The 19,166-nt window shown below is 45.9% G+C and carries 18 protein-coding genes; 16 read left to right on the forward strand and 2 right to left on the reverse strand.

Annotation, left to right across the window (positions count from 1 at the left end):
* Positions 1–19: 19 nt before the first annotated feature.
* Both PSM36_RS02775 and PSM36_RS02780 read left to right on the forward strand, forming a co-directional pair.
* On the forward strand, positions 20–598 hold the full coding sequence (locus tag PSM36_RS02775; protein WP_076928685.1) for a nitroreductase family protein: 579 nt from the start codon (positions 20–22) through the stop codon (positions 596–598).
* 8 nt (positions 599–606) lie between these two features.
* Entirely contained in the window at positions 607–1,257 is a 651-nt protein-coding gene (locus PSM36_RS02780; protein ID WP_161947545.1) for an MBL fold metallo-hydrolase, read from the forward strand.
* Positions 1,258–1,272: 15 nt separating this feature from the next.
* Here the strand turns inward: PSM36_RS02780 and PSM36_RS02785 are convergent, their stop codons facing one another.
* Positions 1,273–2,367: a helix-turn-helix domain-containing protein gene (locus PSM36_RS02785; RefSeq protein WP_076928687.1), complete on the reverse strand. Its 1,095-nt coding sequence runs from the start codon at positions 2,365–2,367 to the stop codon at positions 1,273–1,275.
* A 194-nt stretch (positions 2,368–2,561) separates the two neighbouring features.
* Here PSM36_RS02785 and PSM36_RS02790 point away from each other — a divergent pair, with 194 nt between their 5' ends.
* The 14 genes from PSM36_RS02790 to PSM36_RS02855 all read left to right on the forward strand — a co-directional run bounded on the left by PSM36_RS02790 (position 2,562) and on the right by PSM36_RS02855 (position 16,997).
* On the forward strand, positions 2,562–3,095 hold the full coding sequence (locus tag PSM36_RS02790) for a hypothetical protein (RefSeq protein ID WP_154670949.1): 534 nt from the start codon (positions 2,562–2,564) through the stop codon (positions 3,093–3,095).
* A gap of 56 nt (positions 3,096–3,151) precedes the next feature.
* Complete coding sequence (locus PSM36_RS02795) at positions 3,152–3,793, forward strand: PorP/SprF family type IX secretion system membrane protein (protein ID WP_076928689.1); 642 nt, start codon at positions 3,152–3,154, stop codon at positions 3,791–3,793.
* A 79-nt stretch (positions 3,794–3,872) separates the two neighbouring features.
* Positions 3,873–4,253 carry an acyl carrier protein gene (locus PSM36_RS02800; RefSeq protein ID WP_076928690.1) on the forward strand — a complete coding sequence of 127 codons (381 nt, stop codon included), beginning with the start codon at positions 3,873–3,875 and terminating at the stop codon, positions 4,251–4,253.
* Positions 4,250–4,729 carry a 3-hydroxyacyl-ACP dehydratase FabZ family protein gene (locus PSM36_RS02805; RefSeq protein ID WP_076928691.1) on the forward strand — a complete coding sequence of 160 codons (480 nt, stop codon included), beginning with the start codon at positions 4,250–4,252 and terminating at the stop codon, positions 4,727–4,729. Before PSM36_RS02800 ends, PSM36_RS02805 begins: the two co-directional genes overlap by 4 nt.
* On the forward strand, positions 4,726–5,319 hold the full coding sequence (locus PSM36_RS17280) for a hypothetical protein (protein WP_154670950.1): 594 nt from the start codon (positions 4,726–4,728) through the stop codon (positions 5,317–5,319). The genes PSM36_RS02805 and PSM36_RS17280 overlap by 4 nt, the downstream gene beginning before the upstream one ends.
* The gene (locus tag PSM36_RS02815) at positions 5,307–6,503 is read left to right on the forward strand and encodes a beta-ketoacyl-[acyl-carrier-protein] synthase family protein (RefSeq protein ID WP_076928693.1); all 1,197 of its coding nucleotides are present in this window, start codon (positions 5,307–5,309) and stop codon (positions 6,501–6,503) included. The genes PSM36_RS17280 and PSM36_RS02815 overlap by 13 nt, the downstream gene beginning before the upstream one ends.
* Positions 6,504–6,524: 21 nt before the next feature.
* Positions 6,525–7,232, forward strand: coding sequence for an SDR family NAD(P)-dependent oxidoreductase (locus PSM36_RS02820; RefSeq protein ID WP_076928694.1), 708 nt, complete (start codon positions 6,525–6,527; stop codon positions 7,230–7,232).
* Positions 7,233–7,431: 199 nt separating this feature from the next.
* On the forward strand, positions 7,432–11,016 hold the full coding sequence (nifJ, locus tag PSM36_RS02825; RefSeq protein ID WP_076928695.1) for a pyruvate:ferredoxin (flavodoxin) oxidoreductase: 3,585 nt from the start codon (positions 7,432–7,434) through the stop codon (positions 11,014–11,016).
* A gap of 91 nt (positions 11,017–11,107) precedes the next feature.
* Entirely contained in the window at positions 11,108–11,536 is a 429-nt protein-coding gene (gene aroQ / locus PSM36_RS02830; RefSeq protein WP_076928696.1) for a type II 3-dehydroquinate dehydratase, read from the forward strand.
* Positions 11,537–11,673: 137 nt separating this feature from the next.
* A complete protein-coding gene (gene pyk / locus PSM36_RS02835; RefSeq protein WP_076928697.1) occupies positions 11,674–13,146 on the forward strand; it encodes a pyruvate kinase in 1,473 nt (490 codons plus the stop codon).
* Positions 13,147–13,264: 118 nt separating this feature from the next.
* Positions 13,265–13,897 (forward strand): O-methyltransferase, encoded by a 633-nt coding sequence (locus tag PSM36_RS02840; RefSeq protein ID WP_076928698.1) that lies wholly within the window; start codon positions 13,265–13,267, stop codon positions 13,895–13,897.
* A 7-nt stretch (positions 13,898–13,904) separates the two neighbouring features.
* Positions 13,905–14,243, forward strand: a complete 339-nt coding sequence (gene rbfA / locus PSM36_RS02845; protein ID WP_076928699.1) for a 30S ribosome-binding factor RbfA — start codon at positions 13,905–13,907, stop codon at positions 14,241–14,243.
* Between the two features lie 11 nt (positions 14,244–14,254).
* Entirely contained in the window at positions 14,255–15,478 is a 1,224-nt protein-coding gene (locus tag PSM36_RS02850; protein WP_076928700.1) for an FtsX-like permease family protein, read from the forward strand.
* Between the two features lie 202 nt (positions 15,479–15,680).
* The gene (locus tag PSM36_RS02855; protein WP_076928701.1) at positions 15,681–16,997 is read left to right on the forward strand and encodes a UDP-glucose dehydrogenase family protein; all 1,317 of its coding nucleotides are present in this window, start codon (positions 15,681–15,683) and stop codon (positions 16,995–16,997) included.
* A 12-nt stretch (positions 16,998–17,009) separates the two neighbouring features.
* Here PSM36_RS02855 and PSM36_RS02860 read toward each other — a convergent pair whose 3' ends face one another.
* Entirely contained in the window at positions 17,010–19,058 is a 2,049-nt protein-coding gene (locus tag PSM36_RS02860) for an acylase (protein WP_154670951.1), read from the reverse strand.
* Positions 19,059–19,166: the final 108 nt, after the last annotated feature.

Here is a 19,166-nt window from a genome sequence, read left to right on the forward strand (position 1 = left end):
ATAAATAATATAAATTAAAATGAGAAACAGTTACGAAACATTTCATGCCTTATGCCAAAGTAGAAGAAGCCACCGGAAATTCAGCCCCGAGCCGGTACCCGAAGAGATGATCGCGCAAATATTGGAGACCGCCGCTACGTCACCGTTTGCTTCAGGCAGGAAGAACTGGAAAATATTGGTTATCAGAGATAGAGATGTGTGCCGGGAGATGGTGGAGGCGATCCGACGGCAAACCGAACAAATGGCGGCCGACATGGAGCCGGAGATGGCGTCGATGTTCAGGCGTTATGTCTCAAACTTCACGCAGTTCGCAGATGTCTCCGCTTTATTGCTCCCCATATTCCGGGTCGCACCCGTAATGCGATCTCTCTTGCGCGACAGGCTGACACCCTCCCTGCAATGTTGGGAGCGCGACAATGCCGTGAAGTCGATTTCGTGTGTAGCCATGCTTATTCTGCTGGCTGCCGAGAGCCTGGGATTGGGTGCATGTTACATGACCGGCCCGCTCATCGCCGGTGAGGAGTTAGCACAGATTACCGGACTCTCTGCCGGACAAGAAATCGGCGCTATCATTCCAATTGGTTACCCGTTAAAATGATCATGTCGATGGAATTATTTGTCCACTCCTTTGTTTTCAACAACAAGAAAGAGAACAGCTATCTGCTGTGGAACCGGGCAGGAGAGTGTTTGCTGGTTGACCCGGGCTGCTCTACACCCTACGAGCAGGAATTGCTTACCGGATTCCTCTCCCGGAACAATCTCTATCCGAAGAGACTATTGCTTACGCATGGCCATTTTGACCATGTTGCCGGAGTACCATTCCTGATTCAAGAATATGGTTGTGAATGTTGGATGCACTCTGCTGAAGAAAAAGAACTCCAGCTATCCCGGACGTTGGCACCGATGTATGAGTTTGAGACAGTTGAAGAGTTTCAAGTAGATCATCATTACGACGACAGCACCCAACTCTCTTTTGGTGGAATCTGCCTGAGAGTCATCCATATTCCGGGGCATACCGATGGTTCTGTCTGCCTGTTTGTGCCGGGCGGTCCTTACCTGTTCGCGGGTGATGCGCTGGTGAAAGGCAGCCTGGGCTTTGTCAATAACAGTTATGGCGAGGTGCTGGCCCATCTCCAAAAAAAGATCTACCCGCTTCCGGATGAGACGATCATCCTTTACGGCCACGGACCCTCTTCCACGCTGGCTGAAGAGAAACAGACGAACCCCTTTTTCCATCGGATGAATCGGAAAAAGTAATATCAATAAAGTAGATCATTCTCTTTTCTCTGCCCGTCTCATTGACTTTGCACTACCAAAGCCGCTCTGTAGCGCAACCTCTTCTTTCGATAAACCGGGCTGTTCGGCGGTAAGACGACGAGCGTGTGCAAGACGGTGGCCGTTGACGAATTGCGAGAAGTTAACGCCGATATCGTTGTTGATCACCCGTGAAATATAGGTGCGGTTTGTACCTATTTCCCGCACTAAATCCCAAATGGTAAGATTTTCATTCAGATAAATCTGCTTATCCGTGAAAAGAGTTTCTATCTTCATTTGTAATGAACGCTGCTGTGCCGTAATTCCTTTGGCCGGAGGCTCTTCGTCCATCTCATCATCCTTTCCACAGGTAAGCAATACTTGCCGCTGGCTGTTTCCGAGCAAGCCGATCCAGAACAGCATGCCTGTCAAAATCACCGACGGCGCGATCAGAAAAGAACTGTTCCCGGCAAAATTCTCCTTGCTGATTATCTCCATAACGATACAGGTGAAGATCGTAACCAGCAAAGTAACGTTCAACCACTGCACTTTACGCAACGAATATTCAGAGTTGGAATAAAAATTGGCAACCTTTTCGCTATTACGTCTTACCGCTATGATCGACAGCGACATGTATGCCATACCTTGCGTGACAAATACCACATTGACGAGATGTCTCATAATTTTCTGGTATAGGAAAATTCCGGTGACAGGGGGTTCCGATAGAGTAGGATACAAGAAACCGATGTAATCCGCTTTCGACATGAAAAGTGTCCCGATGCCATAGAGTAGAAAAATAACAACCGGTAGTATCAGGAATTTGTAGTGTTGCCTCAACGAAAATCTGGGATCAATTGCCAGCAACCGTACGTAGATATAATAGAGAGGAAAGGTCAGTAAATGGGCAAGGTAGTAGAGAGAGTCGGCATAGATATATAATTCAGGCAAGGGCAGATAGTACAATGTGTGAGATATGAAGATGATGAGCGACACGATCATAAACTTACCTAGGAACCATTTCGGCTCGTTTCCTCGCCTTTCCACAATATTAAGCACCACCGCCCAAAACAGGGTGGTATAGAGAGGACTTAATAAGAGAAATAGTTTGAACATATTGATAATATCTAATAGCCCAAGGCAAAATTACAAAAAAATAATATAATAAATTATTTTTTTATCTTTTGTCCGGATGTTTTACCTTTTGTCCGAATGTTTTTACAATTTGCCCGTTGGATTTAGCTTTGCATCCTTACTTTTGTTTTTTGAGAACAATATTTATTAACTTCATAATTTAGATAAAGCAAACTATGAGAACAACGATTATTAAATTTTTATGGTTAATACCTGTGATCTTATTGGCAGTATCATGTAGCCTAATCGAAAAACTTGACGACGTTGATTTCGACGTCACGATGCCGGTTACTTTCACGGTGATTGAAACGGCCAGTTCCCCATCGGGCAAGTCTTATTCCGATTCCGAAACGCTGAGCGTAGCCAATGACCCCGACGTGTTGAAATATGCCAAAAAAATTAAAAAATTTAAGGTGAATAAGGTTACTTACTCCATCTCGGGTGCCAATCCGGCCACGATAAAGCTAACCGACGGAAAAGTTGCGACCGGTAACGGAAAAACTATCGCAAGTGCTGCCACCATCGACCTGTCGAATACCTCTGAAACCAATCTGACAACCGACAATAGTGGTATCTCCGAACTCTGTAAATCGTTACTTGAAAACAAGCAAGAGCAGATAACACTCCAAGGAACGCTCTCATCAACTCCCGTCAGTTTCACGGTAAGATTGAAGTTTTATCTAACGGTCACGGCCAATGCTCTCGACTAATGAATTTTACAAATCTGACTTTACAAATATCATTTCATCAATTTAAATTCAACAAAATGAAAAAGCTAAGTTTATTAATTGTCGCTTTATTACTTTTTACAGTAGCAGGTGTCCAGGCACAATCAGAGGGTGGCGATTTTGCCAAAAGAGGTGCAATCTTACTTAATCCTCAGTTGCTTAATGTGTCATATCAGAGCATGAAAATCAACAGCTCCGATAGTGATGCCAGCGATGGGGAGAAGTTATCGCAACTGGGTTTATCCGTCTCAGGTGGTTATGCCATTGCCGACAACCTGTTTATTCTTGCTCAGGTAGCCGGACAGTCATTACAATTGGGAAGTGATGATGCAACCAAAGTCTCTTTTTTCACTATCGGTGCTGGCGCCCGTTATTACATTGGTAAATTTTTCCTGGGCGGAGGTGTGCTTGCAAATAACGGTAAGATAAACATTGGTGGCTATTTTGACGACTTTGACGATATGGAGGTGAGCGGAGATGACCTCAGCACAACCATTATCGGATATCGTGCTGAGGCAGGATATGCCATATTCCTGACTCCGTCGGTTGCCCTTGAACCATCGGTCAGTTATGGAGGCAAACTTACGGGAGGTGAAATAAAAGTCGGCGGTGAAAAAATGGACTCCAAAATTAAATACAACCAATTTGGTGTCAATCTCGGAGTAAGCATCTTCTTCTAAAAAAACAACGGAAAGAAGGGGTTGTTTTTATTCTGAAAACGGCTCCTTTCTGTTTTGTTGAATCACAATTGTAAGCAACATGGAGATCGAATATAAATTAAGGGAATTACTGATGCCGGTGCTGGGCATTGCTAACATCGAGGAGATACAACCTTCACATGCGCTTGTGAACGACCTGGGAGCCGAAAGCATCGACTTTGTTGAAATACTTTACCTTATTGAAACCCATTTCGGGGTGAAAATACAGATACAGGAAATCACCATGGTTGACTATGCTTCGGTGGATACGTCCGTCGATGGCAAGGTAACCCAGGTGATCGCCGAGAAACTGAATCGCGACTTCAAGACCGATAAGTTCCATGAAGGGCAATCCGTACGCGATATTTACGAAAATTTCACGGTAGGTGATTTGTCCACTATCATCGCGTTGAAAACAGAGAAGCCAAAACAGGAAGCATGAGGTTTTATTTAATCGACCGGATTACGGAAGTTGCTCCGGCAAAATATGTAGAGGGATTGAAGCTCATCTCGATGAGCGACGATGTTTTTGACGAACATTTTCCCGGATACCCGGTTTTTCCCGGTTCCTTAATCCTGGAAGGCCTTGCCCAAATGAGTGGATTATTTTTTGAATACTGCCTCAAGCAAGAGGGGGTAACCGGTAAACGGGCCGTGTTGACATTGGTCAACCGGATGAAATACCGTCGCCTTGTTATCCCGGGAGACTGCCTGCATTACCGTGCCGATGTGAAAGCATTTTACCCGGATGCGTACGCGACGGTAACCGTAAAAGCCACGTGCGAAGGGAAACGATACGCTGAAGGCGAACTGTTTTTCAGTTTCTTAAACGACATCATGGATGAAGAAATGCAAAAAACAACCGATCGGCTGATGACACTGGCTTTCCGTAACGCGCGGGTAATTTCGGAGAAATGAGAGTGATATATAAGAAATATTTGCCCAAGGAGGAGATACCGGTTTATGACTACGCTCGAAACCGGAAATTGGTAAAATATTATACCCGCGAGACCATGGCTGCAGTCGTGTCTGTCGCCTGCCTGTTTGAAGGGCGCGCTCCTGACCCCTGCATGCCCTTTTTCTACTCATCGGGTGAAACCGAAATGATTGATCTCTATCGCGGCATTGGTGACAGGATTACCAGCGTGGAAAAGGATTTCAGGTCAACCTGGTTTGTCGAGAATGTGGCCGTGTTGATCTCTCCGCTGGAACGGTTCAAAACGATGCGCAACACCACCGCCTGTTTAGTGGCCATCGAAAACGGATTGAAAGGGGATAATGGCGTGTTGTTAGCCTCGGCGTCCGGATTACTTTATTCGGCAATGTTCACCGAAACGGAGGGTACCGTACTTATTGGCGCCGGAAAATTGTATGCTGACGGAACGGTGGAATGCGGGTTTGCCGAAGGATTGCCCGCCGAATTTGCGACACACCCGTTACTCGACAGCCCCGGAGATGCCATCGAAATTTTTCAACCTTCAAAATCACCCGCTGTATGGCCGTCGTAATCACCGGGTACGAAATACAATCGCCGTTGGGATGTACGTGCGAAGAAAGCTTTGCCAGCCTCCAGGCCGGTCTTTCCCGCGTGGGAAACATCCAAAGCTTCGATGCCGAAGGATTTCCCTTCAAGGCTGCCGGAGAGGTGAGAGAAAACGGGCAGGTGGTTGCAACGCCGTCGAATATTGACAGGAAAGTCTATTTTTTGGAGCGGGCACTCAGTCAGCTCATCGAAAACACCACCCTCGATGCACGCTACACCTCAGCCGAACGGATCATGAACATTGGTACCGGGATTGATTATATCGATATCGCTTCCTTTTTCAACCATCGGGAATACCGGCAACCGCCGGGATCGGAAACCACGTACTACAAAACGGCGGCACAAATTAAAAAAATGGCCTTCGAAAAGCAGGTATCCGGAGGCTGTAACATCTTTACAGCTGCTTGCGTGGCATCAGCCCAAGCCATCGGGCTGTCCTACCGGATGATCAAGCGCGGGATGAAACGCGCCATCCTGACTGGTGGCAGCGATTCGATGATCTCGTACGTGAACTACATGGGTTTTTATCTGCTTGGCGCCATGTCCACCGATCCCAACCCGGCCACCGCCTGCAAGCCTTTCGATCGCCGGAGAAGCGGCACCGTGCTGGGCGAGGGTGCCGCCATGCTGTTGCTTGAAGAGAGCAGCTTGGCACGGGAAGAGGAGATACTGGCCAAAATTGTCGGTTACGGCTGCACCATGGATGCCTATGCCATCACCGACCCTGACCCGTCGGCACGGCAATTGGCAAAAGCCATCCGCTTGGCGCTGGAGGACGCGGCCCTCGCACCCGGGTTGATCGATTGTGTTCATCTCCACGGTACCGGAACGCCGAAAAATGCTCCTGCCGAGTACCTGGCTCTTCGCCAGGTGTTTGGAGAGCGTGTGGCCGAGCTGCCTGTCTATTCCATGAAAGGACAGACCGGTCACCTGGTTGGTTCGTGCACTGCCGTTGAGATGCTTGCTGTAATGCATTCCATCAGGGAGCAGGAGGTACCACCCACGCTGAACTTCACGGAGAGTGATCCGGAAGCACCGCTGTTTGTAGTGCGCGGAAAACCACTTTCCTTGCCAATAAGATACGTGCTGAAGTTGAACTCGTCGTTTGGCGGGCACAACACAGCCATCATCATTGAGAAATACCAATAAGAGATATATTACCGGCTGATTATGGGACAAATTGTCATTACCGGCGCGAGCTCCGCAATTGGATGGGCAATCGCTGAAGAGTTGTCGACAATCGGGAAACCCATGCTTTTACAGGGGACCCGAAAGCACGAACTGCCGTTGAATGAACTGTCGGCAAACGCGGAGTTCGTGATGGCCGATTTTTCCTCGCCTGCCGCGCTGGAACACTTTATCTCCCGGTTGACCGATGTAGATATTTTAGTCAATGCGGCAGCCTGCACGATTACCGAACTACTTCCGCAAACCAGGGACGAGTCGATCGACAAGATGATTGCCGTCAACATTGCCGCACTGGTAAAAATCTGCAAGGCAATTATTCCACCCATGTGTGCCAAAAGGTCGGGTGTCATCGTCAACATCACCTCGGTAGCAGCATCGAAGGTCTATCGGGGACAAAGTGTTTACGCCGGGACGAAAGCGTTCTCGGAGGCATTCTCGAAAGGAATTGCTGCCGAGTATGGTCGGAAAGGAGTGCGTTGCAACTGCGTGGCACCGGGATGCATCAATTCAGGAACATTAAAGCTCCTGGCCCATATTGCCAAAGACAAAATTAATCAATCCAATGCCATGGCGAAGATGGGGGAACCGCGGGATGTGGCTGCCGCTGTCGCTTTTCTCTGCCGGGAAGAAAACGCGTTCATCAACGGCACGGTACTGCACGTCGACGGGGGACAGTGGATCGGTCTCTGAAACATCCTATTTCCATAAAAGATTAAATTTTAACTTGTTTTTGCTATTTGGGCTCTTTTTTTACATGATCCCGTGTGAACAAAAAAAGAGTATGGTTTGTTGTTTCCACTTTTTTATAGTAATTTCGTAGCTCAGATGGCAAGTAATTAATACTATATTAATTGAAATTAAGATTATTTAGTAATATCATCATATAATTATGGCAAAACAAAAAACTTACTTAACCTGCGACGGTAATCAGGCCGCCGCTCACATCGCTTACATGTTCAGCGAAGTAGCTGCGATCTATCCGATAACCCCTTCCTCCACCATGGCCGAATATGTGGATGAATGGGCAGCATCCGGAAGAAAAAATATTTTCGGACAGCCTGTGTTGGTACAGGAGATGCAATCGGAGGCCGGGGCTGCCGGAGCAGTACATGGTTCTTTGCAGGCGGGTGCACTTACATCCACATTCACTGCTTCACAGGGCTTATTGTTGATGCTCCCCAACATGTACAAAATAGCGGGAGAATTACTTCCCGGAGTATTTCATGTTTCGGCACGTGCATTGGCATCACATGCCCTTTCTATTTTTGGTGATCATCAGGATGCGATGGCTGCAAGACCTACCGGTTTCGCACTCTTCGCCACCGGATCGGTACAGGAGGTGATGGATTTGGCAGCAGTAGCCCATCTCTCCGCAATAGAAAGCCGTGTTCCTTTTCTCCATTTCTTCGATGGATTCCGCACATCACACGAGATCCAGAAGATAGAAGCTTTGACGAATGACGATCTTGCACCGCTCATCAATCAGGACGCACTGAAGGCTTTCCGCGACCGTGCACTGAATCCCGATAATCCTGTTACAAGGGGAACGGCACAGAATGACGATATCTATTTCCAGGCGCGTGAAGCTTCCAACCCGTTCTACGATGCAGTACCAGGTGTTGTGGAAAAATACCTCGAAAAGCTGGCTGCAGTGACTGGCCGTAAATACGGCCTGTTCGATTATTACGGTGATCCACAAGCTGAAAGAGTAGTGATCGCCATGGGGTCTGTAACGGAAACCATCCGTGAAGCGGTGGATTATCTCAACGAAAGAGGTGAGAAAGTGGGAATGGTGGCAGTCCATCTCTATCGCCCCTTTAAAGCCGAAGCATTCCTGTCGGCCATTCCTGAAACGGCGAAACGTATCGCAGTTCTAGATCGTACCAAGGAACCCGGTGCTGCCGGACAACCGCTCTATCTCGATGTCAAGGATTGCTTCTATGGAAAAGAAGGAGCTCCAGGGATTGTAGGTGGTATTTACGGCCTTTCTTCTAAAGATACAACCCCCGCACAGATCGTATCGGTATTTGAAAATCTTTCGATGAATATACCAAAGAACGATTTCACCATCGGTATTGTAGATGATGTGACATTCAAATCACTTCCTTTGAAAGAGGAAATCACGATAGATGAGACTACTTATGAAGCCAAATTCTACGGACTGGGATCGGATGGTACGGTAGGAGCCAATAAGAACTCTATCAAAATCATCGGTGATAATACCAATAAATATGTGCAGGCCTATTTCGCCTACGACTCCAAGAAATCGGGTGGATTTACCTGCTCGCACCTTCGTTTTGGAGACAATCCTATCCGTTCAACCTATTTGGTGAATACACCCAATTTTGTGGCATGCCACGTACCGGCCTACCTGCACCTGTATGATGTAACCCGCGGATTGAAAAAGAACGGTACGTTCCTGCTCAACTCGGTATGGCCTAAAGAAGAGGTAGGTAATCATCTCCCCGACCATATCAAGAAATATTTTGCCGAGAACAATGTCAGGTTCTACATCATCAATGCGACGAAAATTGCCAATGAAATCGGCTTGGGCAATCGTACCAATACCATCCTGCAATCGGCATTCTTCAAGATATCCAATGTAATTCCTTATGAACTCGCTGTGGAGCAAATGAAGAAATTCATTGTGAAATCCTACGGAAGAAAAGGGGAAGAGGTGGTGAAAATGAATTATGCTGCTGTCGATCGTGGGGGAGACGTTGAACAGGTGGAAGTACCTATTGAATGGGCATCCATCCAGACCACTGCCGATATTTCCGATGATGCTCCCGAATTTGTCCGCAAAGTGGTTCGCCCGGTGAACGCCCAGCGCGGTTACGACCTCCCTGTTTCTGCATTCAGTGGCCGTGAGGATGGTACTTGGGAGATGGGCACGACTGCTTACGAGAAACGTGGAGTAGCAGCAAAAGTGCCGGTATGGAACCCCGAAGCATGTATCCAGTGCAACCAATGTGCTTATATTTGTCCTCACGCTACTATCCGTCCGTTCGTACTCACTGAGGAAGAACAGAAGGGATTGGGTGCTGATGTGGAAATATTGAAAGCGCAGGGTAAACAATTCCCGGATATGGGTTATCGTATTCAGGTCGATGTGCTTGATTGTCTTGGTTGCGAGAATTGTGTGGATGTATGTCCCGGCAAGAAAGGACAAAAGGCGCTTCAAATGGTACCGATCGGTACACAGTATGACAACCAGAAGAACTGGGATTACATGATAAATCATGTGACCAGTAAAGCCCATCTGGTAGACGTGAAGCTGAATGTGAAAAATACCCAGTTTGCCACGCCGTTGTTTGAATTCTCCGGCGCTTGCTCTGGTTGTGGTGAAACACCTTATGTGAAACTGATCACCCAGCTCTATGGCGACCGGATGATGATCGCCAATGCCACAGGTTGTTCTTCTATCTATGGTGCTTCTGCCCCGGCTACCCCTTATAGGAAAAATGAAGAGGGAAAAGGACCGGCATGGGCTAACTCGCTTTTCGAGGATAATGCCGAATATGGATATGGTTTTGCAATTGCCCACATGAGCATGCGTAATCGTATCCGGAGCTTGATGCAACAAGGGCTTGTCTCTGGAGAATTTAACGAAGAGCAACAAGGGCTGTTCCGTGAATGGATCGAAAATGGTGAGGATGCTGAATTATCAAAAGAACTGGCACCGAAAATCGTTGCTTCTCTTGCCAGTGTGGATAACCACATCGCAACTGAGATTATTTCATTAAAGAAATACCTCTCCAAAAAATCGATCTGGGTATTTGGTGGAGACGGTTGGGCATACGATATCGGATTCGGAGGACTCGACCATGTATTGGCGAGTGGGCAGAATATCAATATATTAGTGCTTGATACAGAGGTGTATTCCAATACCGGAGGTCAATCATCCAAATCTACTCCTACTGCTGCGGTCGCTAAATTTGCCGCTGCCGGGAAGCGGATACGTAAAAAAGATCTCGGAATGATTGCTGCTACCTACGGATATGTATATGTAGCTCAGGTGGCCATGGGGGCTAATCAGGCACAAACCCTGAAAGCAATCAAAGAGGCGGAGTCTTATAATGGACCTTCAATTGTGATCGCTTATTCACCCTGTATCAGCCACGGATTGAGAAGAGGAATGGGGTATGCACAGTCTGAACAGAAGGATGCGGTACAGTGCGGATATTGGCATCTGTGGCGCTATGATCCCCGTCTTGAAGATGAAGGCAAGAATCCTTTCCAACTCGATAGTAAGGAACCTGACTGGAGTCGCTTTAAAGACTTCCTGCTCGGTGAAGTGCGTTATACCCAATTGATGAAATCATTCCCCAGGGAGGCAGATGAACTTTTTGCTGCTGCAAAGGAGAATGCACAGTGGAGGTATCGCTCTTACAAACGTATGGCTGAAGCATCATTTGCTACACCGGTAGCAGAAGGACCGGTCGCTGGGACGATCGATGATGAAGCGAACTAAGTAACGACATAACTGTTATATTTTCGGGGGTATTACTTATTGTAATGCCCCCGATTGTATGTACCTTTGTGCTCTAAATAGATATACAGTTATGAAAATTCAAATCATCAATGGACCAAACCTCAACTTATTGGGTGTTCGTGAGCCGGAAGTCTACGGAGGCCGGACTTTTGGAGATTATCTGGATCAGTTGAGAAGCGATCATGCAGGAATAGAGATCGATTACTTTCAATCAAACGTGGAAGGAGAGATTATCAACAAGATACAAGAAGCTGGATTTGAGAGTGATGGTATTATTCTTAATGCGGGTGGTTACACCCATACTTCCGTGGCTATTCGTGACGCCATTAAAGCGATTCCTGCTCCGGTAGTAGAGGTGCATATTTCCAATGTACATGCCCGGGAAGAGTTCCGGCATCACTCTATGATATCGGCCGTCTGCCTTGGAGTGATCGCCGGCTTTGGAATGGACTCCTATCGCCTGGCACTGAGTGCGCTGGTAAAGTTAGAATTTTCTTAGGAACGAGGACAGAAGCAAACTTGTTTGCATTTTGCCGAGTGACGACAGAAAATGGACGAAGTCAAATAAGAAATAAGAGATAAGAAGTTAGAAGTTCAGAATCTTGAATTTTGAATCTGGAATATAAATAAATATATATGTATAAACATACTAAAATTATTGCTACGATTTCCGATAAGCGTTGTGACATACCCTTTTTGGAACAACTCTATGATGCAGGAATGAATGTTGTAAGGCTTAACTCGGCCCATCTCGATGAAGAAGGGTTCCTCAATATTATTAACAATGTACGGACAGTCTCCGACCAGATTGCTATATTGGTAGATACCAAAGGCCCGGAGATTCGTACTACCGTCCTGGAAGATCCTATTGAATTGAAAATAGGAGACAAAATAAAAATTGTAGGGAATCCTGATAAGATATCGTCAAGGGAGACCTTATATATCACCTACCGGAATATCACCGATGAGATGCATATAGGAGATGATATCCTGATTGATGACGGAGAGGTAGATTTGGAAGTGATTGGGGTCACGAATGATTCTCTTCTTTGTTGTGCTAAGAATGATGGTGTGATCGGAAGCCGTAAGAGTGTGAATATCCCCGGTGTACGTATCAATCTTCCTGCGATTACTGAACGGGATAAGAAATTCCTTGAATTAGCCGCCAAAAATGATGTGGATTTTGTGGCTCATTCATTTGTGAGAAGCAGGGAAGATGTTGAAGCCGTACAGGAGATCCTGGACGAGTTGGGAAGCCATATCAAAATCATAGCCAAGATTGAAAACCAGGAAGGTGTGGATAATGCCGATGAAATACTGGAAGCAGCTTATGGTATCATGATTGCCCGGGGTGACCTGGGAATAGAGGTCGCACAGGAGAAAATTCCCGGTATACAACGTGTACTGATCAGAAAAGCCATCCATCATAAGAAACCGGTTATTGTAGCTACTCAGATGCTGCACTCCATGATCAATAATCCCCGTCCTACACGGGCTGAGATCACTGATATTGCCAATGCGATCTATTATCGTACCGATGCCGTGATGTTGAGTGGTGAAACAGCTTATGGTAAATATCCGGTAGAAGCGGTACGTACAATGGCAAAAACTGCTTATGAGGCCGAATTGACCAAACTGTCAGAAAATGATATCCGTGTACCTTATGATCCGGCAGACAACCGTGAAGTGACGGAGTTTCTGGCCAAACAGGCAGTGAAGTCATGTGCACTTCTAAATGTGAAGGCAATCGTGACCGATAGCCACACAGGCAGAACTGCCCGGGTTTTGGCGGCATTTAGGGGAAAGAGTCCCGTTTACGCTATCACCACTACTAAAAGGTTGGCGCGTGAGTTGGCGTTATCATACGGTATTTGGGCAGAATTCCAACAGGGAAAAGGTGACGGTAATACCAAGGAAAGCCGCAGGGCTTATTTTACAGAAGCCATCCAGCAGTTGGTAAATAAAAATACAATTGAATCGCAGGATAGGGTAGCTTATCTGGGAGGAAGCTTTGGGGAGACCGGTGGGACTACCTATTTGGAGATTATAGATGCCTGGAGAATTCTCGAGGCAAAAGAGAAATATAATCTGCCCGATTATACGATGTAGTCTCTTTGAGTGAATGATAATGCCTTCGGCGATATGCGCTTCGCACGATAATACTTTCAGTGATAATGCATTTCGTGCGATAAAAATAATTAGTAATTAGTAATTGAAAAGGGGGCGAATGAGTAAAATAGAAGAATACATACTGTCCCATATAGATGCGGAGCCGGAGGTGCTGAAAAAGATCGACCGGGATGCGCATATGAAACTGTTGCAGGGAAACATGACTTCCGGCCATCTGCAGGGACGCTTCCTGAAAATGATCACGCAAATGATCCGTCCGAAGCGGGTACTGGAAATCGGAACCTTTGTCGGATATTCAGCTCTCTGTTTTGCAGAAGGCCTTGTAGAAGGCAGTGAACTTCACACCATCGAAATTGATGATGAATTAGAGGATCGGATACGCGATAATTTTGCACAGTCTGAACACGGAAACAAGATTATCCTTCATATTGGTGATGCGTTGGATATCCTCTCCGGTTTTCCGGATGAAAGTTTCGACCTCGCTTTCCTTGATGCCGATAAGGAAGATTATTGTCTTCATTACGAAGACACCCTCCCGAAGATCAGGAAAGGAGGTTTTATCCTGGTCGATAATACCCTTTGGTACGGAAAAGTAATAGAAGAGGTGAAAAGTAACGATTGGGCAACCCGGGCGATATTGGATTTTAACAGGAAACTGGCCGACGACGACCGGGTGGAGAAGGTGATCCTACCTCTCCGCGACGGATTAACATTGATAAGAAAAAAATGACAATAGCATGGATACGAACAGACAACAAAAAGTAAACCGGTTGATACAGAGAGAACTCAGTGAGATTTTTCTGCTGGATGCCAAAAAGATGCAGGGCGTATTGATTTCGGTAACCAACGTACGGGTATCGCCCGACCTGGGTATCGCTCATGCCTATCTGAGTGTGTTTCCGTCGGAGAAAGCAGAAGAGCTGGTTAAAAATATCAATGAAAATGTGAAGACCGTCCGTTACGATCTGGGCAAGCGGTTAAGAAACCAATTGCGGGTGATCCCTGAACTGACGTTTCATGTGGATGACTCGCTCGATTATATCGAAAACATCGACAGGCTATTGAATGACCAGTAAAATCCCGGCCGGTGAACGTCTCCTTTTTCATAGCGCGCAGATATCTCTTCTCAAAGAAATCACACAATGTCGTCAATGTGATTTCTGCTATATCGGTGTGCGGTATTGCTGTCGCTACTGCGGCTATAGTATGCGTACTTTCTATCTTTAATGGTTTCGGAGGTATTGTGGAGGGTACCTTCAATGCTTTCGATCCCGATCTGAAGATCACGGTGAAAGAGGGAAAAGTGTTCGATTATCATACGCCGGAATTTGAAAAGGCGTTACAGATAAATGGTATACAGATCATCTCCGAATCACTGGAAGAGAATGCTCTTTTTATGTTCGGCGAAAGTCAGGTTCCGGTGCTGATGAAAGGAGTATCGGAGGAGTTCAAGTTGATGACCGACATGGAGAAGTTATTACTGGAGGGATCGTTTAACCTGCGCGAAGATGTAGTGGACTATACTACGCTGGGTTCCGGATTGGCAATGACACTTGGCGCACGTCCCGGTTTTATCAATCCGATTGAAATATATGCACCCAAGCGTGACGTAAGGGTAAACCTGGCTAACCCGGCAGCAGCATTCACTAGAGCATACATTCAGATTGGTGGTGTGTTCAGCCTCAATTCCCCGGAATATGACGAACAAATGGCTATCGTTCCTATTCAACTGGCGCGGGATCTTTTTGGGTATGAAAACCAAGTGACATCACTGGATATCAAATTGGAACCCAACGTCTCGGTAAACAGAGTGAAGCGTGAAATAGAACGTATCCTGGGAGATAATTTTCTTGTGGAAGACCGGTATCAACAACAAAAAGAATCGTACCGGATGATGCAAATTGAGAAATGGGTGACCTTCCTTATCATGGTATTCGTCTTGTTGATTGCTGTTTTTAATCTGGTAGGTTCGCTTTCAATGCTGATCGTGGAGAAACGGGACGATATCAAAAGCCTGCAGAATATGGGAGCATCCGAACAATTGATATCGCGTATCTTTTTGTACGAAGGATGGCTGATTTCGTTTATCGGTATCATCTCCGGGATAATTACCGGATTGGCATTATGTTTATTACAACAATATTTCGGATTACTTCAGTTAAGTGATACGCCCGGTGCTTATATTATCGATGCCTATCCGGTGATCGTCAAAATGACGGATGTGGTAATCGCCTTTGCGGTTGTAAGCTTGATAAGCCTGTTGACAGTGCTTTATCCCGTCAATAACTTGAGAAAGAAACTCCAACAGTAAAGTTGACGGGATAAGGTGGGTGACTTAACGATGTGATGATTAATCTGCCAATGAGTCAATATGCCAATCCCGATAAATCGGGACAGGTGATGCCAATGTGATAATAGGACTAATGATTCGATGATTTGAAGATGTGATAATTTGACGATTTGATGATTGAGAATTTTGAATTTTGAATCTGGAATTTTAAATCTATTAAAATATGAAAATAGCTATTGTTGGAACAGGTTATGTAGGGTTGGTTTCCGGAGCCTGCTTTTCTGAAATGGGTGTCGATGTGACCTGTGTGGATATCGATAGTGAAAAGATAGAGAGACTGAAGAAGGGAATTATTCCCATTTACGAACCGGGGTTAAAGAATATTGTGGTACGCAACTATGAAGCGGACCGTCTTCATTTTTCGACTGATTTGCCGGCCATACTGAACGATATGGAAATTGTGTTCATCGCGGTGGGTACTCCCTCCGGCAAAGACGGGACTGCCGATCTTTCTTATGTGATGACGGTGGCAAACACTATTGCCGAGCACATGTCCAAACCCTTGTTGATTGTCACCAAAAGTACTGTACCCGTTGGAACTTCATATCGTATCAGGGATCTGGTGAGAAAACGACTTGATGAACGGGGATTGACAGATCTGCGATTTGATGTGGCTTCCAATCCCGAATTTCTGAAGGAAGGTGCGGCTGTAAACGACTTTATGAGCCCCGACCGGGTGATTGTGGGAGTGGAAAGCGAAGAAGCAAAAAACCTGATGACTAAGCTTTACCGTCCTTTCGTGCTGAATAATTTCCGGGTTATCTTTATGGATATCCTCTCGTCGGAGATGACCAAGTATGCGTCCAACGCCATGCTGGCTACCCGTATCAGTTTTATGAACGATATCGCCAATCTGTGCGAGAGGGTAGGGGCCGACGTGAATATGGTGCGCCGTGGTATGGGCAGCGATTCCCGTATCGGCAGAAGTTTCCTTTATCCCGGTTGCGGTTATGGAGGTAGCTGTTTTCCCAAAGATATTCGTGCATTGATTAAGGTGGCGGAAGATGCCGGATATGAGATGAACGTTTTGAAGGCAGTCGAAGAAGTGAATAATCGCCAGAAAGATATCCTGTTTCAAAAATTTAAACATCATTTTAACGGCAAGATGGAAGGGAGGACCGCAGCTGTATGGGGATTGTCGTTTAAGCCGGAAACCGACGATATGCGTGAAGCCCCGTCACTCACTCTGATCAGAAGCCTGCGGGAGGCAGGCGTGTCTGTACGGGTTTATGATCCCGCAGCAATGCAGGAAGCCCGTTATTACCTGAACGATTCTATCTATTACGCTACCGATATTTATGATGCCGCTAATGGCGCTGATGCGCTGATAGTACCTACTGAATGGAAAGAATTCCGGTTGCCCAACTGGAGCATTCTGAAGAAGATCATGAACAACCATGTTGTGATCGACGGGAGAAATATCTACAATATGGAAGAGCTTGCCTCTTACGGTTTTGCTTATAGCGGTATCGGGCAGTAATAGGAAACTGTTTTACAGCTTTTCTCTTTTATCCATATTTTGTAAAACGTCCTGCCTGGTCAAAAATGCGGGACGCAGCCTGTTTTCAGAAAGCAGTTGCAACTGATCGCCGATAAACTTACTGTCCGGCTGAGTAGCATTGCCATAACTTAGTAAAACCTCTGCTTTCACTATCTCTCCAAATTCAACAACCGCTACAAACGTGTCACCATGATATGCATAGTTTTTATTGTTCCCCCCGTTTGGTTGAAAATACATAGTTCTGAAAACGCCGTATTTGCCAGGACCTCCATTCGCCGGAAATTCATATTCACCTGCTTTGTACCGGTTAACATCACCCCAGGCAACATCCATTGAACCATAGGTCTCTTCTACCTCCCTGGCAGCACTTACTAACAGCTCGACAGCCTGCTTTGGATTATTTAATCCTTCAGGAGTGGAAACAGGTCTCTCGGCACTCCATGGAATTGCAAACATATCACTGTCAAGCTTATCGAGCCATCTTCCAAAAAGGACAGCACCACGACTATCTACATTGGTAGCTCTATCCCACTGTTCCAGTACCAAAGCAGCTCTCAGTGCTGTTGAATCAGGGTGTTGTTCTACTGCAGTCAGCAGGTTATCTAAAAAACGGCCGGCAGCCTCCATTCCCGTGTCTAACTTATAATCAACCAGTTCATCAAAACTGATAGAAGCATCATCTTTAATCAGGTTCACTGCACGTTGCGCCCTTAAAGATACCGGCATATCCTCCGGAGACATATAAGGAGGAAAGTCCTCAAAGTCCAGTAAAAGCGGATAAGTAGATGTCCAGGGCGGATCATTCGCATTTTGTACAAAACCCGAAGAGGGATTAATCAACTTCGGCAGATCATCATAATCATGGTACCTGTTCCAGATATATTTCGACTGTGTGCCATCCACAGTACCATTCCAGAAAACCCAATCACCTTCAGATCTTACAGGAACATTGCCATTAAAGAGATAGAGAATGTTACCCTCTTTATCGGCATATATGAGATTGAACATTGGAATTTGCATCATTTTTAAAGCATCTTCAAACTCTTTCATGTTTTTAGCTTTACCCATTTCATGATACTGGGCATAATATGAACTGTTTTCAAGTCCTGCAACCCTTACGGCATAAGCCTTGTTGTCTTTCTCACCCATTACGGGTCCATGTTTGGAATACCTTAATTCAATATCCAGCTGTTGAACCGTGCCATCTTTTTGCAGTACTTTTAAAGGCACTCTCTTTTCCTGGAAAGGCACACTTTTGCCATCAAGCAGGTAACCACCCTCCTGCAGCGTTAACTCGTATCTGTCCGAAGCATCAATGGTATTTACAGTATGCGTCCATCCTAGCTGTTCGTTAAAGGCGATGTTTAACACAGGCATACCTACCAAAGTAACACCATACACGTTAAAGCCGGGAGCAGTCAACTGTGCTTCAAAAAACAAGTAAAAATCATTCCAGGGTAGATGAGGATTGGCAACCAACATCGCATTCCCTGATTCGGATTTAGAAGGAGCAATTGCATAGGAGTTAGAGCCCGGCGTTGTTTCTTTTATGGTCTCGGCTATATCGTTTCCTCCAATAAATTCAAGACATATAACTCTTTTACCGTGAGCCAGTACATCCGTGACTAAAACAGGCAACACCTGTTTCACCCTATCATCTATTTTATCGGGATGTGCTTTTGCATAATCGTTGAGACCCTTTACGAATGCCTCTAAATACTGTTTATCTCTGCTGCCGGATTTGTTATAGTGCGCCTCTGCAGAATCGGGCAGGTTGAACAGATGGACCAGTTTATCAGAATCCATATACTCCTCGCCGAAATATTCCGATGCCCTCCCCCGCGCCTGGGCATATAATTTCAAGATCAGGTTGGCATGGTTCTGCATTTGTGCCCATCCAAAAGCATAATACATCTCCGCTTCATTGTTAGCATACACGTGCGGCACGCCGTAATTGTCCCAGATGATTTCCGTGTTCTCCGGTTTTTGCGGGTTAGAGCAGGAAGAAAGAATAAAGATAGTGAAGACTATCGTTATCATTTCTGTTTGTCGCGTTACATAGGTGTCCCAAACTGTTACTTGCATTTTATCTGAATTTATAGATTAATACTATCCCTGAAGGCTCGCCCATCAGCGTATTAGGCTATT

Origin of the sequence: Proteiniphilum saccharofermentans, from assembly GCF_900095135.1 — a bacterium.
GTDB classification, from domain to species: domain Bacteria; phylum Bacteroidota; class Bacteroidia; order Bacteroidales; family Dysgonomonadaceae; genus Proteiniphilum; species Proteiniphilum saccharofermentans.

Bases quoted from the DNA above. Each gene is read 5' to 3' on its own strand.
- PSM36_RS02800 (WP_076928690.1), top strand. From the start codon at position 3,873: ATGGAGATCGAATATAAATTAAGGGAATTACTGATGCCGGTGCTGGGC.
- PSM36_RS02860 (WP_154670951.1), bottom strand. From the start codon at position 19,058: ATGATAACGATAGTCTTCACTATCTTTATTCTTTCTTCCTGCTCTAAC.
- PSM36_RS02820 (WP_076928694.1), top strand. From the start codon at position 6,525: ATGGGACAAATTGTCATTACCGGCGCGAGCTCCGCAATTGGATGGGCA.
- PSM36_RS02805 (WP_076928691.1), top strand. From the start codon at position 4,250: ATGAGGTTTTATTTAATCGACCGGATTACGGAAGTTGCTCCGGCAAAA.
- PSM36_RS02780 (WP_161947545.1), top strand. From the start codon at position 607: ATGGAATTATTTGTCCACTCCTTTGTTTTCAACAACAAGAAAGAGAAC.
- PSM36_RS02840 (WP_076928698.1), top strand. From the start codon at position 13,265: ATGAGTAAAATAGAAGAATACATACTGTCCCATATAGATGCGGAGCCG.
- pyk (WP_076928697.1), top strand. From the start codon at position 11,674: ATGTATAAACATACTAAAATTATTGCTACGATTTCCGATAAGCGTTGT.
- nifJ (WP_076928695.1), top strand. From the start codon at position 7,432: ATGGCAAAACAAAAAACTTACTTAACCTGCGACGGTAATCAGGCCGCC.
- PSM36_RS02855 (WP_076928701.1), top strand. From the start codon at position 15,681: ATGAAAATAGCTATTGTTGGAACAGGTTATGTAGGGTTGGTTTCCGGA.
- PSM36_RS02790 (WP_154670949.1), top strand. From the start codon at position 2,562: ATGAGAACAACGATTATTAAATTTTTATGGTTAATACCTGTGATCTTA.
- rbfA (WP_076928699.1), top strand. From the start codon at position 13,905: ATGGATACGAACAGACAACAAAAAGTAAACCGGTTGATACAGAGAGAA.
- PSM36_RS02795 (WP_076928689.1), top strand. From the start codon at position 3,152: ATGAAAAAGCTAAGTTTATTAATTGTCGCTTTATTACTTTTTACAGTA.
- aroQ (WP_076928696.1), top strand. From the start codon at position 11,108: ATGAAAATTCAAATCATCAATGGACCAAACCTCAACTTATTGGGTGTT.
- PSM36_RS17280 (WP_154670950.1), top strand. From the start codon at position 4,726: ATGAGAGTGATATATAAGAAATATTTGCCCAAGGAGGAGATACCGGTT.
- PSM36_RS02775 (WP_076928685.1), top strand. From the start codon at position 20: ATGAGAAACAGTTACGAAACATTTCATGCCTTATGCCAAAGTAGAAGA.
- PSM36_RS02785 (WP_076928687.1), bottom strand. From the start codon at position 2,367: ATGTTCAAACTATTTCTCTTATTAAGTCCTCTCTATACCACCCTGTTT.
- PSM36_RS02815 (WP_076928693.1), top strand. From the start codon at position 5,307: ATGGCCGTCGTAATCACCGGGTACGAAATACAATCGCCGTTGGGATGT.